General features: G+C 45.7%; 16 protein-coding genes and 1 pseudogene. 16 read left to right on the forward strand and 1 reads right to left on the reverse strand.

Annotation, left to right across the window (positions count from 1 at the left end; translation table 11 throughout):
* Position 1: 1 nt before the first annotated feature.
* The 16 genes and pseudogenes from HUN05_12875 (at position 2) to HUN05_12950 (ending at position 13,917) form a co-directional block, all read left to right on the forward strand.
* On the forward strand, positions 2 to 931 hold the full coding sequence (locus HUN05_12875) for a TonB family protein (protein WDP85917.1): 930 nt from the start codon (positions 2 to 4) through the stop codon (positions 929 to 931).
* A 37-nt stretch (positions 932 to 968) separates the two neighbouring features.
* Positions 969 to 2,312 carry a Tol-Pal system beta propeller repeat protein TolB gene (gene tolB / locus HUN05_12880; protein ID WDP85918.1) on the forward strand — a complete coding sequence of 448 codons (1,344 nt, stop codon included), beginning with the start codon at positions 969 to 971 and terminating at the stop codon, positions 2,310 to 2,312.
* Between the two features lie 32 nt (positions 2,313 to 2,344).
* Positions 2,345 to 2,908 carry a peptidoglycan-associated lipoprotein Pal gene (pal, locus tag HUN05_12885; GenBank protein WDP85919.1) on the forward strand — a complete coding sequence of 188 codons (564 nt, stop codon included), beginning with the start codon at positions 2,345 to 2,347 and terminating at the stop codon, positions 2,906 to 2,908.
* 90 nt (positions 2,909 to 2,998) lie between these two features.
* The gene (ybgF, locus tag HUN05_12890) at positions 2,999 to 3,850 is read left to right on the forward strand and encodes a tol-pal system protein YbgF (protein ID WDP85920.1); all 852 of its coding nucleotides are present in this window, start codon (positions 2,999 to 3,001) and stop codon (positions 3,848 to 3,850) included.
* Between the two features lie 12 nt (positions 3,851 to 3,862).
* The gene (locus HUN05_12895) at positions 3,863 to 4,342 is read left to right on the forward strand and encodes a crossover junction endodeoxyribonuclease RuvC (GenBank protein WDP85921.1); all 480 of its coding nucleotides are present in this window, start codon (positions 3,863 to 3,865) and stop codon (positions 4,340 to 4,342) included.
* Between the two features lie 2 nt (positions 4,343 to 4,344).
* A complete protein-coding gene (locus tag HUN05_12900; protein WDP85922.1) occupies positions 4,345 to 4,971 on the forward strand; it encodes a Holliday junction DNA helicase RuvA in 627 nt (208 codons plus the stop codon).
* An 8-nt stretch (positions 4,972 to 4,979) separates the two neighbouring features.
* Positions 4,980 to 6,020: a Holliday junction branch migration DNA helicase RuvB gene (ruvB, locus tag HUN05_12905; GenBank protein WDP85923.1), complete on the forward strand. Its 1,041-nt coding sequence runs from the start codon at positions 4,980 to 4,982 to the stop codon at positions 6,018 to 6,020.
* 5 nt (positions 6,021 to 6,025) lie between these two features.
* The gene (locus tag HUN05_12910) at positions 6,026 to 6,787 is read left to right on the forward strand and encodes a L,D-transpeptidase family protein (protein WDP85924.1); all 762 of its coding nucleotides are present in this window, start codon (positions 6,026 to 6,028) and stop codon (positions 6,785 to 6,787) included.
* A gap of 9 nt (positions 6,788 to 6,796) precedes the next feature.
* Complete coding sequence (locus tag HUN05_12915) at positions 6,797 to 7,324, forward strand: nuclear transport factor 2 family protein (GenBank protein ID WDP85925.1); 528 nt, start codon at positions 6,797 to 6,799, stop codon at positions 7,322 to 7,324.
* A 47-nt stretch (positions 7,325 to 7,371) separates the two neighbouring features.
* A complete protein-coding gene (locus HUN05_12920) occupies positions 7,372 to 8,199 on the forward strand; it encodes a hypothetical protein (protein ID WDP85926.1) in 828 nt (275 codons plus the stop codon).
* On the forward strand, positions 8,199 to 9,695 hold the full coding sequence (locus HUN05_12925) for a succinylglutamate desuccinylase/aspartoacylase family protein (GenBank protein ID WDP85927.1): 1,497 nt from the start codon (positions 8,199 to 8,201) through the stop codon (positions 9,693 to 9,695). The genes HUN05_12920 and HUN05_12925 overlap by 1 nt, the downstream gene beginning before the upstream one ends.
* 122 nt (positions 9,696 to 9,817) lie before the next feature.
* Positions 9,818 to 10,987, forward strand: a pseudogene (locus HUN05_12930) (IS4 family transposase).
* A 51-nt stretch (positions 10,988 to 11,038) separates the two neighbouring features.
* Positions 11,039 to 11,461, forward strand: a complete 423-nt coding sequence (locus HUN05_12935; protein WDP85928.1) for a polymer-forming cytoskeletal protein — start codon at positions 11,039 to 11,041, stop codon at positions 11,459 to 11,461.
* A gap of 71 nt (positions 11,462 to 11,532) precedes the next feature.
* Positions 11,533 to 11,967, forward strand: coding sequence for a 50S ribosomal protein L13 (rplM, locus tag HUN05_12940; GenBank protein WDP85929.1), 435 nt, complete (start codon positions 11,533 to 11,535; stop codon positions 11,965 to 11,967).
* A 23-nt stretch (positions 11,968 to 11,990) separates the two neighbouring features.
* Positions 11,991 to 12,386: a 30S ribosomal protein S9 gene (gene rpsI / locus HUN05_12945; GenBank protein WDP85930.1), complete on the forward strand. Its 396-nt coding sequence runs from the start codon at positions 11,991 to 11,993 to the stop codon at positions 12,384 to 12,386.
* Between the two features lie 91 nt (positions 12,387 to 12,477).
* On the forward strand, positions 12,478 to 13,917 hold the full coding sequence (locus tag HUN05_12950) for an exodeoxyribonuclease I (GenBank protein ID WDP85931.1): 1,440 nt from the start codon (positions 12,478 to 12,480) through the stop codon (positions 13,915 to 13,917).
* Here the strand turns inward: HUN05_12950 and HUN05_12955 are convergent.
* Positions 13,891 to 14,064: a hypothetical protein gene (locus HUN05_12955; protein ID WDP85932.1), complete on the reverse strand. Its 174-nt coding sequence runs from the start codon at positions 14,062 to 14,064 to the stop codon at positions 13,891 to 13,893. The two genes, HUN05_12950 and HUN05_12955, sit on opposite strands and share 27 nt — an antisense overlap.
* Positions 14,065 to 14,085: the final 21 nt, after the last annotated feature.

The raw sequence follows: 14,085 nt of genomic DNA on the forward strand, positions 1-14,085 counted from the left end.
TATGGGTATCCGGACTCAGATCCAAAATAGGAACCGTTTCGTAAATCCGTTTCCCGGACATGGGAGAAAAGGGTTTGCCTGGGTCTGCATCGTTTCCATGCTCGTGCATCTGGCCTTTTTTGCCGGTATATTCTGTTTCCATGATTTTGAATTTTCAGCGCCCAAACCCCAGGTGGTCAGGATTGATCTGGTCTCCTTTGTCCCGGGTCCTGTTGGCGGGGCAGCCCCGCTGGAACCTGCGCCTGTTGATCGCGCCAAACCTGAGACAGAGGCTGTGAATTTGAACACAGCCCCCCTGGCCAAAACGCCTGAAGCGCCTCTTGTTGTGCCCGTGCTCAAGCCCGAGATCAGCCTGAAATCCAAGCCCAAAAATATCAAAGATCTTATGGCAAAAAGAAAGGCCAGGCAAAAGCCCTTGGAAAAGGAAAAAACCCAAAAGCTTAAGCCAAAGCCTAAGAAAATCCCTGAAAAGGATCTTAAAAAGGCAAGGGAGGCCCTTGCCAAAAAGGTGGAAGATCAAAATCAGGAAAAGATCAACCAGGCCCTTAAAAGGATGCAGGCTGCCATTGATACCCAGGGCCAGCAGCCCACAGGGGGGAAAACCGGAAATGGCCAGGGCACCGGCATGGGAAATCAGGGAAGCAATCCCCTTGTCCTTTACCAGATGGTGCTCAAATCTGCCATTGAACAAAATTGGATATTCAACGATACCATGGCCGGGATCAATCAAAATCTTGAGGTAAGATTGTTCATAAAGATTTTAAAAAGCGGAGAGATCAGAGATATTTCCTATGAAACTCGGTCGGGAAATCTCTATCTGGACGAATCTGCAAAAAAAGCGGTCCGAAAGGCCAGTCCGCTGCCGGAACTTCCCAAGGGGATGCCCTCCTATGAATTAGTGCTTGGGTTTACTCCCAGGGGGCTGAACTAAACTTATAGTGGTTTACAAGGAGTCAAAAAGGATTCATATGCAAGCGTTTAAGTGGAAAGCCAACCTTTTGTGCTGGATACTGGTCTGCGTGTTCTTTTCTTCTGCACAGGGCAAAGAGTACGACTATATCAATATTTCCAGTCCGTTTTTAAAAAAGACCCCTGTGGCCGTTACCCGGTTCAAAGCTTTTTCAGGACATGAGGCAGAGGTGAAAGGCGGGCTTCGGGCCGAGCAGATTTTAACGGACGGGCTTGATTTTACAGGCTACTTAAAGGTGATAGATCCCAATGCATTTTTATCTGATCCGGCCGAGACCGGAATTCAGCTGGGGCAGATCAACTTTAAGGACTGGACCGGCATTGGTGCTGAACTGTTGGTCACCGGAGGCATAGAAGAGGTTGACGGCCGTATTAAATTAAAGCTTCGGCTTTTTGATACCTTTAATACCCGGCTTTTGGTCGGTAAGATTTACTCAGGCCGGTTTGATCAGATCAGGGAAATGATTCACATGTTTTGTTCGGAAATCGCCTTTAAGCTGACCGGCAATTACGGGGTGTTTGGCAGCAAGATTTCCTTTGTTTCCACAGTGAACGGGAAAAAAGAAATTTTTATCTGTGATTTTGACGGGTATAATCCCAAACAGATCACCCATCATAAGAGTATTTCCCTTTCCCCGGCATTGTCCCATGACGGGAAATGGCTGGCCTATGTCTCTTATGCCAAGGGCAAACCTGATATTTTTATAAAACAGCTTGAGGAGAACAGAGGCGCCATCATCAATTATGATGGCATAAACATATCTCCAGACTGGATGCCCGGACAGCTAAAACTTGCGGCAACCCTTAGTTTTTCAGGCAGTCAGGAAATATATTTGTTGACCAAAAAGGGAGAAATTATTAAAAGGATTACCAAGAGCTGGGGGGTAAATGTCTCACCGAGATTTTCTCCGGACGGGAAAAAAATTGCTTTTACTTCCAGTCGGGGGGGAAATCCTCAGATTTATATCCAGGATCTTGAGTCAGGAGAGGTTAAGCGGGTGACGTATACGGGACGGTATAACACTTCACCTGCATGGTCTCCGGACGGCAGGAAGATTGCCTATGTGGGGATAGATAAAAATAAGATTAATATATTTGTGATCTCAGCAGAACCGGGTTCCGGTCTTCCGGTTCAGCTGACAATGGACCAGGGAAGCAATGAAGATCCAACCTGGTCTCCGGACGGCAGCCTGATCGGATTTAAGTCGGACCGTGAAGATAGAACAAGGTCCAGGCTTTATGTGATGACGGCTGCGGGTACAGACCAGAGACGTCTGCTGACCCTTAAAGGAAAGCAGAGCCAACCCCATTGGTCCGGATCAATGGGATTTGAAGACAGGTAATAATTGTTAATTAACATAACCAAGGAGGTGTAATGAAAAGAAATTTGTGGATGAATCTGATGATGGCAGTGCTGGTGGCAGGCCTTTTTATGACAGTTTCCTGTTCCCAGAAAACAATGGTAAAAGATCCCACAACCGTTGAAGATCAGGCCAAGGCAGATGCTGAAAAAGCAGCAAGGCTTGAGGCAGAACGCATTAAAGCTCAAGAACTCCAAGATAAAATGGCCAGGGAACAGGCTGCCAAGATTGCCGCAGCCAAGAGCCGTTTTGTGAATCAGAATATTCATTTTGACTACGACAGTGCAGAACTGAGCACAATGGCCAAGATGCTGCTCAAGGAAAAAGCAGAATGGCTGACAGCCAATCCTGCCGTTACCGTTGTTGTTCAAGGGCATTGTGATGAGCGGGGCACAACCGTATACAATTTGGCTTTGGGCGAACGGCGTGCGCTGGCAGCCAAGTCTTACCTTGAAAATTTAGGTGTTTCAGAAGGCCGTCTGGATATGATCAGCTATGGCGAGGAACAGCCCCTTGATCCTGCACAGACAGAAGCGGCCTATCGTAAAAACAGACGGGCGCAATTTGTAATCAAATAATTATTGCAGGTATAATTCTAACCTTTCGGGCAGACCGGCATATCCTATGGCAGGTTCTGCCCGAAAATTTAACTTTTCTTGGGATTTGAGATGAAAAAATCTTTCCTTTTTTATTATTGTCTTTTTGGTTTGGCTGTATTGGTATCAGGCTGTGTGGCACCGGATCAATACCAGATACTGGAAAACAGGATTGCTGCCATAGAAAGGGCGAACAATCGTCAGGCATCTTTGCAAAAGGGGAAAACCGTTGATCTTGAAAAGTTAGCGGCAAATTTGGACCAGTCGTCTAAAAGCACAAGGGAAAATTATGCTGAAGTCAAATATGATGTTCAGCAGCTCAAAGAGCAGTTTTACCGGGTGCAAGGACAGATTGAAGAGCTCCAGCATCATTTTGGGACCAACGATCAAACCCGGCAGGAAAGTCTTGAAAAAAGGCTGGAACGCCTGGATAATGCCATTTCAAGAAATTTTGAAAAAGTCATTGCCCTGGAAAAATATATGGGGTTCGAACCATCTGACACCCTTAAGACCGAGGATCAGCAAAAAAAGTTGAGTCTTGTGCCTGGAGATTCAGAACAGGGCCTGTATGATTTTGCCAAAAAAAAGTTTGATCAGGGGGAGAGAGAAGAGTCCAGGATCCAGTTTGAAAATTTTATCAACAAGTATCCTGATTCTCAAAAAGCGGATAATGCAAGGTTTTGGATTGCCGATTCATACTATGCTGAAAAATGGTATGAAAAAGCAATTCTGGAATATCAGAAGGTGCTGGAAATCTACCCTGATTCCAATAAAACAGCTGCGGCCAGGTTAAAGCAGGGATATGCCTTTGCCGCTCTGGGGGAAGCTGCCAATGCCCGACTGATTTTAAAAGAGTTGATCAAACGCCACCCCAAGTCCAAAGAAGCCCAGTATGCCCGTGAAAAACTTAAGGGGCTGAATTGAGTTTGTTTTCCAATGATGAAAATTGTTGGTATTGATCCCGGACTTGCGGGTACGGGTATCGGGGTTATTCAGGGGACCAGCCGTGAAATCACCGGGTATTCCTTTGGCAGTATATCCACCGATGCCAAAGATTCTGCGCCTGCCAGGCTTCACCACATTTACTCAAAAGTTAAAGATTTTTTAGCAGACCAAAGACCCGACCTGGTGGTGGTTGAGGATATCTACTCCCTTGAAAAATACCCCGGATCAGGTATTATGTTGGGAAAAGTGTCAGGGGTTTTGCTCCTTGCTGCCTTTAAGGCGGGTGCCCGGATCCAGGAAGTCTCGGTCAGGGAGGTTAAGAAAATTGTTTCCGGTAACGGAAGTGCAGATAAATACCAGGTGGAGCGGTCTGTGCGTCACCTGTTGAACCATGACGGGCCCATACGGCCCTTTCATGCATCAGATGCCCTGGGCCTGGCATTAACCGGCATGTATAGGTATGGAAAATAATTATGATCGGATATCTTGAAGGGCGTATACTTCGCCGGGAATCAGAGAGCATTCTTCTGTTGGCCGGTCATATCGGTTATGAGGTCCTGCTGGACCCCATAACTCTGGTAAGGGCGGTTTCCCTTGAATCAGAGCAGGATACGCTGGGATTGTATATTTATTACCATGTGACGGAAAGACAGCCCAAGCCTGTGCTGATTGGTTTTCTGGCTCCGGAAGACAAGGAGTTTTTCCAATTGTTTATCACGGTGGCGGCCATAGGCCCCATGAAGGCGGTCAAGGCATTGACAAAACCTGTGGGGGTGGTGGCAAGGGCCATTGAAGACAAGGATACGGCGTTTTTATCCCAATTGTCCGGAATCGGTAAGCGGACGGCTGATAAAATTATCGCCACCCTCCATGGAAAGGTGGCCCACTTTGCAGAGACTTCAGCTGCCAAGCCAGATGAAACAGCCGCTGAAATTCCTCGGGAAAAAGAGGATATTTCACAGCAGGTGGGCGATGTTTTGGTGGAACAATTGGGGCATTCCACCGCTTCTGCCCGGCGGATGATCAAAGAGGCATTGGAGCGCAACCCCGCCATTAAGACCCCTGAGGATTTATTTGATGAAATTTATCAGGAGAATTAGCTAATATTATGGGCTCGGATATACTTTCCTTTTCCTCTGATAAAAAAGGGGTGGTTTCAGAAAAACCTAAATCTGAAGATTATTCTCCTGAGATTGTCTCTTTGCGGCCTCGCATGTTCCAGGATTATGTGGGTCAGAAGGCTGCTGTTGAAAGCCTTAAAATTGCCATTCAGGCGGCAAAGATCAGGCAAGAACCCCTGGATCATATCCTTTTGCACGGTCCGCCAGGGCTTGGGAAAACAACGGTCTCCCATATTATTGCCAACGAGATGGAAAAAGAGCTTACCGTAACGTCAGGCCCCACCCTTGAAAAGGGCGGGGACCTTGTGGGGATACTCACCCATCTAAAGGAGGGGGATATCCTTTTTGTGGATGAAATCCACAGGATACCCAAGGTGGTTGAGGAGTTTTTATATCCGGCCATGGAGGATTTTGCCGTTGATTTCGTATTTGACAAAGGCATTCATGCCCGAAGTCATCGATATAGGTTAAAGCAATTCGTGCTTATCGGCGCAACCACCCGGGTGGGATTGCTCTCGGCACCTCTCAGGGACCGGTTTGGCATATTTCGCACCCTTGATTTTTATTCAAATGAAGAACTCATGGTGATCATCAAGCGGTCTGCCCGCATATTAAATACCCATATTCTGGATGAAGGTGCCATGGAGCTTGCCAAAAGATCCAGAGGCACTCCCCGGGTGGCCAACAGGCTGCTCAAACGGGTCCGGGATTATTCCCAGGTAAAGTATCAGGGCCGGGTCACCCTTCGGGGGGTTAAAGAGGCCCTGGATCTTGAAGGGATTGATGCGCTCGGGCTGACCCGCCTTGACAGAAGTTATTTAAAAACCATAGTCCAGTTTTATGGGGGCGGGCCTGTCGGCATTGAAGCCATTGCCGCAACCCTTCAGGAAGAGACCGACACCCTGGTGGATGTGGTGGAACCCTATTTGTTGAAAATCGGCCTGGTGTTAAGAACCTCCAGCGGCAGAAAAGCATCTGAAAAGGCATATCAGCATTTGAAACTTGATTGTAAAAAGGTAGACGAGTAAGACAGATGAAATTATTGCAATATATCGCTATGTTTATCACGGTATGTCAATTTGTTTTTCCAGGGGCAGCCCTGGCCGGCGAGGCAAGCTTGCCAGCCGCACTGATTTTAATGCCCCAGAATGAAAATGCCATTATCGTGGAAAAAAAGCCCCAGACCCTTTATGTGTACTCAGGGCATCAGGACCGAATTGATATGGCGTTTAAGGTGGACTGTTCTACAGGAGAGGTGGCAGGACCGAAAACAAAGGCCGGAGACAAAAAAATACCCGAAGGCATTTATTTTCTCAAGGATGAGTTCGAAGATCGTTATCTGACCCCGGTATATGGGAAAAAGGCCTTTCCTTCTGATTATCCCAATCTTTTGGATCTGCGCCAGGGAAAACAAGGATCTGCCATTTGGATTCACGGTACGGATAAAACTTTAAAACTCATGGATTCCAACGGATGTATTGCCCTTGAAAATGAAAACATTATGGCCCTGTCCGAATATATTCATCTGGATGCCACCCCCCTGATTATTGTTGAACAGATTAACCATCTTCCCCTGGCCCGCCTTGGAGAACAAAAAAAACGTATCCTTGCCCTGATTCAAGCCTGGACCCAGGCCTTGGAAACAGGCAGTTACCACCAATATCTTGCCTTTTATGATTCAGGTTATCTTCCGGACATCTCCTGGTGGGAATCCTGGCTTCAAGCCCGGAACAATGCCAAATCCTTAAATCAGGTATTTAAAATTCAGCTGGAAAATACAGGGATATACACCTAGGAGAATGTGGTGGTTGTGCTTGGGGATATGGTGGTTTCTGTGGGCAGTGAAAAACGGTATCTTGGCAGGCGGCAGTTGTTCATCAAGGCCGGGGCCGAACGGATTGTCGGAGATCTGTTTCAAAAAAAGGCAAAACCGTATGGGATGGGAGAACCTCCCCTGGTGGCTGCGGCCCGGGAGTTGGTCCGGGATAATGCTGCGGATATTGCCGTTGTTGAGACCGTCGAGCAATGGCTGGCGGCCTGGTCTGCAAAGGATATGGCTGAATATGCGGGATTTTATGCCAATGATTTTATTTCTGACGGTTTGGGAAAGACCGCCTGGGTCAGGCGTAAAAAAAGGCTTGCCAGGCAATCTGATTATATTTTGGTGACAGGTAAAGATTATAAGGTGGTACAAAAAAAAGATGGTTATGAGGTCAGTTTTCTTCAAAACTATGAGTCCAGCGGGTTTTCGGCCAAGGGAAGAAAAGAGTTGAGGCTTGTTAAAAAAGGTGGCGTATGGAAGATATTTCGAGAGAATTGGAAAGGGAAATAGCACGGGCAAAACCTTCCCCTTACAAAACGAAAAAAAATAAGAACGTTTTGGTTATCGATGATTTTGGTGAGCTTACATCGGGCGCGCATTTAAAGACCCTGGTATATATCTTTTCAGGCCTCAGTCTTGTCGGCATCTTAGGCACCATTGGCTTTTATTATCTCTTTGGTGCGGCAAGCAGTGAAAATAAAGTGCTCAAAGAAAAATTAACCGTACTTGAAAAAAAAGCGGACCGCCTTGTGAACGACAAGGAAATTTTAATGGCAAGGCTGGTCATGTCCGGAAAAAAACCAGAGCTTACAAAAGCGTCATCCCCTCCGGGCAAGGCGCCGGGCAAGGACGTCCGGGCCGGCATCATTCCAAAACCCGGCCTTGAAAAAAAGGGCGGCACTTCTGTGATTCCTGAAAATATTCCTTTTGAGCCTATCCCAACGGCTTTAAATGGGAAATCTGTATCCGAATCCCTCCCTAAAAAGGAGTCAAAAGAACCAGAGCACCAAAAGGTGGTCTCGGTTGAAAAATTTTTGGTGCTTCAGGGAAAAACCAGCGAGGAACTGGTGGTCAAGTTTAATATCCGGAATATTGCAACAAATTCCAAAGAGATTTCCGGCCGGATTTTTGCCGTTTTAAAACCCGGGACAAACCAGGAAAAAGACTGGGTCATTGCCCCCCGTGCCGATTTAAAAGATGGAATACCAACCCCCTATCGCAAGGGGCAGTATTTTTCCATTTCCCGGTTCAAGCCGGTTCGGTTGACCATTAAAAATCAAGCGGCTCCGGACAGTTTTGTCAAGGCATCCATATATATTTTTGGTGATAAAGGTAAGATCCTTTTTGAAAATACCATTAAAATTAACGGGGCGGACAAAGGCTGATGCGCTCTGGGTATAAAATAGTGCATATCCTGATCGGGGTGATGCTCTTTTTTGGGGGGATATCCGGAGTAAAACAGGGCTTTGCAGGGCAGAAAACCCATACGGTGTTTTTTGAAGGGGAGCAAAACGAACTGCACGTTTATCGGATTTTTGGATCCAGCCCCGGGAAAACCCTGTTGATTATCGGGGGAATCCAGGGTGACGAACCCGGCGGGTTTATTGCTGCAGATTTTTATGTGGACATGTCCATTGAACAGGGCAATCTCATTGTGGTGCCCCGGGCAAATTTTCCGTCTATTTTGAAAAAAGAAAGACAGATCAACCAGGATATGAACCGTAAATTCATGGATGACGCCATTGGCAATTATGAGGCAAAAGTGGTGAATGTCTTAAAAAAGCTGATCTGTGAAAGCGATTGCTTTTTAAACCTCCATGAAGGCTCTGGTTTTTATTCTGAAACCTGGGAAAGTGCTGACAGGAATCCTAAAAAATTCGGACAGTCCGTTATTGCGGACGAGGCCTTTCTTGAAAAAGGCGGGACATCCAGTGCTGTAGACTTGGAGAAGATGGCCCTGGAGGTGGTGGATAAAATCAACGCATCCATGAAAGATGAGTCCCATTATTTTCATTTTAACAACTATAAAACCAGTCACCCGGATTCCCTTCATAAGGAGCAGCGAAGATCTGCCACCTACTACGCCTTGAATGTCTGTAAAATACCTGCCTTTGGTGTTGAGTCGGCTAAATCCCTGCCCCTTGAACAAAAGGTACGCCAGCATATTCTTGCGGTTGACGGTTTCATGTTCCTTCTGGGTATTGTTCCCAAAACACCGGGGGGTGATTTAAAAAAACCACAGATGCAATATATGATCATTTCTGTGAATGATTCAATCCCTGTGGTGGTTGGAAAAATGCAGCGTTTGAAGATCAGACGAGGAGATGTGATCCAGGTCCATGATATTGTGGCCAATTATGAGAGAGGGCTGAGCGTGGATGTGATCGGGCTTGGAAATGAATTCAACGATATGAAAAAAAAGCTTAAGATTTTCGAGCCGACCCGGATAGAGGCCAAAAAGGATTTTTATGCCTGCGGCAGTGTTTTTTTGGATATTGAAACACAGCGGGAAACAGGTCGTCTTGGGCCCTTGTCCTTGAGCAATTCACAAAAGGCGGACCAGATCCAATTTAAGGTCAAGGTGAACGGTGCCACTCAAATCGTTGATAATTTCAGCCGTATCAATTTGAAATACGGGGATAAAATGGTCATTGTTGACATTATCACAGGGGATGTGGACCCTTCGGAATATATCGTTAATTTTAAGGGCTTTGTGGGAAATAACAGCCATAATACAGGAGAGGACAGGGGCTATGTCATTGATACCGGAGCCGGTGTCCTCATGCCCAAGTATTCCATTGAAAAAAAAGGGATGCGTTACCAAATCATTACAACGCTCAAGGGCAAAAAAGTCGGGAAAATATTTATTGATATTCAGTAGTGTCCGGTTAGGTTGTTGCATATAAAAAGCATCTAAAATCATTGAAAAAACAGTCTGTTTTGTGTTGACAAATGTGCGTAAAAATTTTTGTGCGCCTTGAAAATTTAACTCAAGGAGCTCAAATGACGCACATCTCAGTCCCTAAAAAACAACTACGGTCCCTGAACTTTGACAATTTCAGGTGCCCTCTGATAAAGTCACTTTCAAAAGCACCGGAATTACAATCTTGAGGAGACCGCCCTTTAAAAATGACATTCGAAGACCAGATAAATGCTTTGGTTTATTTCCATCTTCAGGAGCACAAGTCTGCCCGACATTTAATTCAGGATCTCAAGGAGAATGTTTTTGCTAAAGAAAATATTGCGCCAGACGGTGGTATCAGCCGTAGTAGTTTCTGTGAAGCCATCAATCACAGGGGACTCGAACAACTGCAATTTATCTTTGAGGATCTTTATAAACAGGCTCTTGAGTGTCATCCGGGTGAACACGCCGAGTTAGGAGAGTTGGTTTCCATTGACGGTAGTCTCATAAATGCAGTCCTTTCAATGCACTGGGCGAACTACAGAAAAGGAAGTAAAAAAGCCAAAGTACATTGCGGATTTGACATTAATCACGGAATCCCAAACAAAATCTTTTTGACTGAAGGCAACGGCGCTGAACGCACTTTTGTTCCCAAAATACTTTCCAAGGGGCAAACAGGTGTTATGGATCGTGGATATCAATCCCATAAAGAATTTGACCTGCTTCAGGAGCAAGGCAAACATTTTGTCTGCCGTATAAAAACCAGGACAACAAGAACAATTATTGATAACCACGAGACCCCTTCCGACAGCTACATTTTTTATGATGCACTGGTTAAACTTGGTACTCCGAATCAAAACCAGACGAAAAGGCCTGTTCGGGTTGTTGGCTATAAAATTGCTGGCGTCAAATACTATGTGGCAACTGACAGGCATGATTTAACAGCGGAACAAATAGCAACAATTTATAAACTCCGGTGGACCATTGAGGATTTTTTCAAATGGTGGAAAGAACATCTGAAGGTATATCATCTCATTGCCCGCAGTGAATACGGCCTTATGGTTCAGATTCTTGGCGGCCTTATCACTTACCTGTTACTGGCAATCCATTGCCAAAAACAGTTTAATGAAAAGGTCACGATCAAAAGAGTTCGGCAGCTGCGAACCGCCATTCTAAATGACCTGTTTGGCTGCGAGGAGCAGGGCTCTCATAGTTCAAACAGGGACAATATTGTCAAAGATCAAAAAATTATTGAGCAAGCAAAAACCTAACCGGACATCACTGATTGATATTCAATCATAAAGATATTGAGGAGGCGTGCTGTGGGGAAAAAAGACAGGAAAAATTTAAGCATAATTGATAAGGAATTAAAGATTGACGGCTCCATATCCAGTACAGGAAAACTGATCATTAAAGGGCAGGTAACAGGGACCATTGCCGGTGACGTCGTGATTATTGCAGAAGACGGGCTTGTGAATTCAAGTGCAACAAAGGTTTCCAGCCTTACCATTGGCGGTAGTTTTCAAGGCGAGGTCTTTGCATCCAAAGAGCTGATCATTTTATCCACAGGGATCTGTGCCGGTAAGGTGGTGTGCCAGGATTTGATCGTTGAAAACGGGGGCGTGCTGAATGCAGATGTGTCTTGCAAAACCTCTTCCAAGATGTCCGGGGCTAAAAAAGATAAAAAGTTCTTTACCCCGACTCCGAAAATACAGGCAAATGATGAAAAACAGATTGAATTGTAAAATTTGCTTGACATAAAAATAAAAATTATGTAAATATCGCTGATTGTGTTTATTGAGAGGAGCATGGAACATTGAAAAAGTATACATACAGTGCTAAACGATCGGATAATCAGGAAAATTGGTGCGTGATTGACGCAAAAGACCAGGTGCTTGGCCGGCTTGCATCCCAGATAGCATACAGGATTCGCGGCAAGCATAATCCTTTGTTTACCCCCCATGTTGATATGGGTGACTGGGTGGTCGTGGTGAATGCGGACAAGGTCCGTCTGACCGGGAATAAACTGGATCAGAAAACCTATTACCGCCATTCCGGTTACATTGGTGGGATCAGGTCTTTGACTGCCAAAGAAATGTTTGAGAAAAAACCTGAGGATGTCCTGCGCAAAGCGGTTCGGGGAATGCTCCCTAAAAACCGTTTGGGACGGAAACTGGGTAAGAAATTATTTGTCTATGCAGGCGACCAGCATCCCCATGCTGCTCAAAAGCCTGAAGTTGTTGAAATTTAAGATATAAGGACGCGATACTATCAATGGAAAGTGGAAACGTTTTTTACGCAACAGGTAAACGGAAAGATTCTGTCGCCAAAGTATGGCTTTTGCCTGGTACAGGAAAAATTGTTGTAAACAATAGAGAGATGGAAGATTATTTTGACATCTCCGTAAACCAGAACCTGTTGGTCTCTCCTCTGGTGCTCACCGATAAAAGTGATACCTTTGATATTCGGGTCACGGTTATGGGCGGCGGACAGAGTGGTCAGGCTGGCGCAGTTCGTCAGGGCGTTTCCAAGGCGCTTGTTCTGGTAGATCCCGAGTTGAGAGGTGTTTTGAAAACCGCCGGGTTCCTGACCAGAGATGCCAGGAAAAAAGAACGTAAGAAATACGGTAAAAAAGGCGCAAGAGCCAGTTTCCAGTTCTCAAAGAGATAGTCTTTTTTTACTATAGTAAATTGCCTGGAGGGGGGATCAAATTTATTTGTTCCCCCTTTTTGGGTTTGTTTTTTACACAGGAGGTATGGGGATGAAGTCTTTTCTTTTCTACGATATTGAGACTTCCGGGCTCAACCCTGCATTTGATCAGGTTTTGACCTTTGCCTGCATCCGAACCGACCTTTCTTTGACAGAGTTGTCCCGTGAGGTCATTACGGTTCAGCTTCGACCTGATATTGTCCCGTCTCCCGGGGCGTTTCTTACCCACGGCCTGACCCCGGAAGAACTTGAAACCGGCATTGTGGAATACCAGGCAGCCTTGAAAATCCATAAATTGTTCAACACCCCGGAAAGTATCTCCATTGGATATAACTCCCTCGGGTTTGATGATGAGTTTTTGCGGTTTTTATTTTATCGTAACCTTCTGGACCCATATTCACATCAGTTCGCCCATGGCTGTTCAAGAATGGATATGCTCCCGGTCGCAGCTGTTTATTATCTTTTCTGCAGCCAGGCCCTGTCCTGGCCCGTTTTAGAAGGGGGAAAGCCCAGTCTGAAGCTGGAGCATTTATCCCGGGAAAACAAGTTCGTGGTTTCGGGCAAAGCCCATGAGGCCATGGCCGATGTCGAGGCTCTGCTGAGTTTGTCCAGAAAATTTGCAGCACAAAAAGAGATTTGGGAATATGTACTTGGTTTTTTTGACAAAAGAAAAGATGTAAAGCGAATAGCAGGCCTGAAAAATGCGGTTTATGTTGAGAATAATCGATTTGAGCTCGGGTTGATGGTCTCGGTATCTTTTGGTGCGAAAATGAATTATATCGCACCTGTCATTCATATCGGCGGTTCTATTCCCTATAAGAACCAAACCCTTTGGATCCGGCTTGATCAAGAGGGCCTGCTGGATGGGACAGATGAGGATCATGGGATTTACGATCTTTTTGTGATCCGCAAACGGCCCGGGGACCAGGTCTTTGTTTTGCCTTGTCTGGATCGTTTTATGGAAAAGCTTACCCCTGGTGCCAGGTCTGCCAGCAAAAAGAATTTAAGCTTGATCAAGGGTGATTCTGAACTGTTCATAAAAACAGCATCCTATCATAAGTCGTTCAGGTATCCGGAGATTCCGGATATTGATCCAGATGCCGGTTTGTATGAAAAGGGGTTTTTTTCTCCTGGAGAAAAACAGGAAATTGCACGGTTTCATCAGTCGGATGAAAAAAACAGAAAAAAGGTTTGCGGCACCTTTAAAAGTGCCCGGGGCACTACTTTGGCCCAGAGAATTCTGGCCAGGAATTTTAATCACACCCTGTCACCCCCGCACGAATTTTCATCCCATATGGCAAGGCTTTCAGGGGAAGGGGACCATCAGGTTAAAGGCTATAAAAATGATGTTAAATTTACCTGTGCCCATGGATTGGCAGAGATAGAGCAGATAGAGGCTAAAGAAGGGCTTGATCCGGCATCTCAAAAAATGCTTGCCTGGTTAAAGCGCCATATCGTTGAGTTGTCAGCCTCGTTTGCTGAGCCATTTTAGGTCGTCGACCTGGGCATTGTGGATAAACTGGTTGAGAAGGGCTTCTCCCTCCTTGGTAATGCCGGTGATTTCCAGTCCGATCAGGACATGGGTTTGGGAGTAATTCTGATTTACCCTGACCACCCGGGTTTTGACGGGGAATGCCATTGGCGGTCCTTTTTGTTCCTT

Source organism: Desulfobacter sp. (assembly GCA_028768545.1).
Taxonomy (GTDB): Bacteria; Desulfobacterota; Desulfobacteria; order Desulfobacterales; family Desulfobacteraceae; genus Desulfobacter.

Coding starts and splice junctions, on each gene's coding strand:
- HUN05_12875 (WDP85917.1), top strand. CDS start 2: ATGGGTATCCGGACTCAGATCCAAAATAGGAACCGTTTCGTAAATCCG.
- tolB (WDP85918.1), top strand. CDS start 969: ATGCAAGCGTTTAAGTGGAAAGCCAACCTTTTGTGCTGGATACTGGTC.
- pal (WDP85919.1), top strand. CDS start 2,345: ATGAAAAGAAATTTGTGGATGAATCTGATGATGGCAGTGCTGGTGGCA.
- ybgF (WDP85920.1), top strand. CDS start 2,999: ATGAAAAAATCTTTCCTTTTTTATTATTGTCTTTTTGGTTTGGCTGTA.
- HUN05_12895 (WDP85921.1), top strand. CDS start 3,863: ATGATGAAAATTGTTGGTATTGATCCCGGACTTGCGGGTACGGGTATC.
- HUN05_12900 (WDP85922.1), top strand. CDS start 4,345: ATGATCGGATATCTTGAAGGGCGTATACTTCGCCGGGAATCAGAGAGC.
- ruvB (WDP85923.1), top strand. CDS start 4,980: ATGGGCTCGGATATACTTTCCTTTTCCTCTGATAAAAAAGGGGTGGTT.
- HUN05_12910 (WDP85924.1), top strand. CDS start 6,026: ATGAAATTATTGCAATATATCGCTATGTTTATCACGGTATGTCAATTT.
- HUN05_12925 (WDP85927.1), top strand. CDS start 8,199: ATGCGCTCTGGGTATAAAATAGTGCATATCCTGATCGGGGTGATGCTC.
- rpsI (WDP85930.1), top strand. CDS start 11,991: ATGGAAAGTGGAAACGTTTTTTACGCAACAGGTAAACGGAAAGATTCT.
- HUN05_12950 (WDP85931.1), top strand. CDS start 12,478: ATGAAGTCTTTTCTTTTCTACGATATTGAGACTTCCGGGCTCAACCCT.
- HUN05_12955 (WDP85932.1), bottom strand. CDS start 14,064: ATGGCATTCCCCGTCAAAACCCGGGTGGTCAGGGTAAATCAGAATTAC.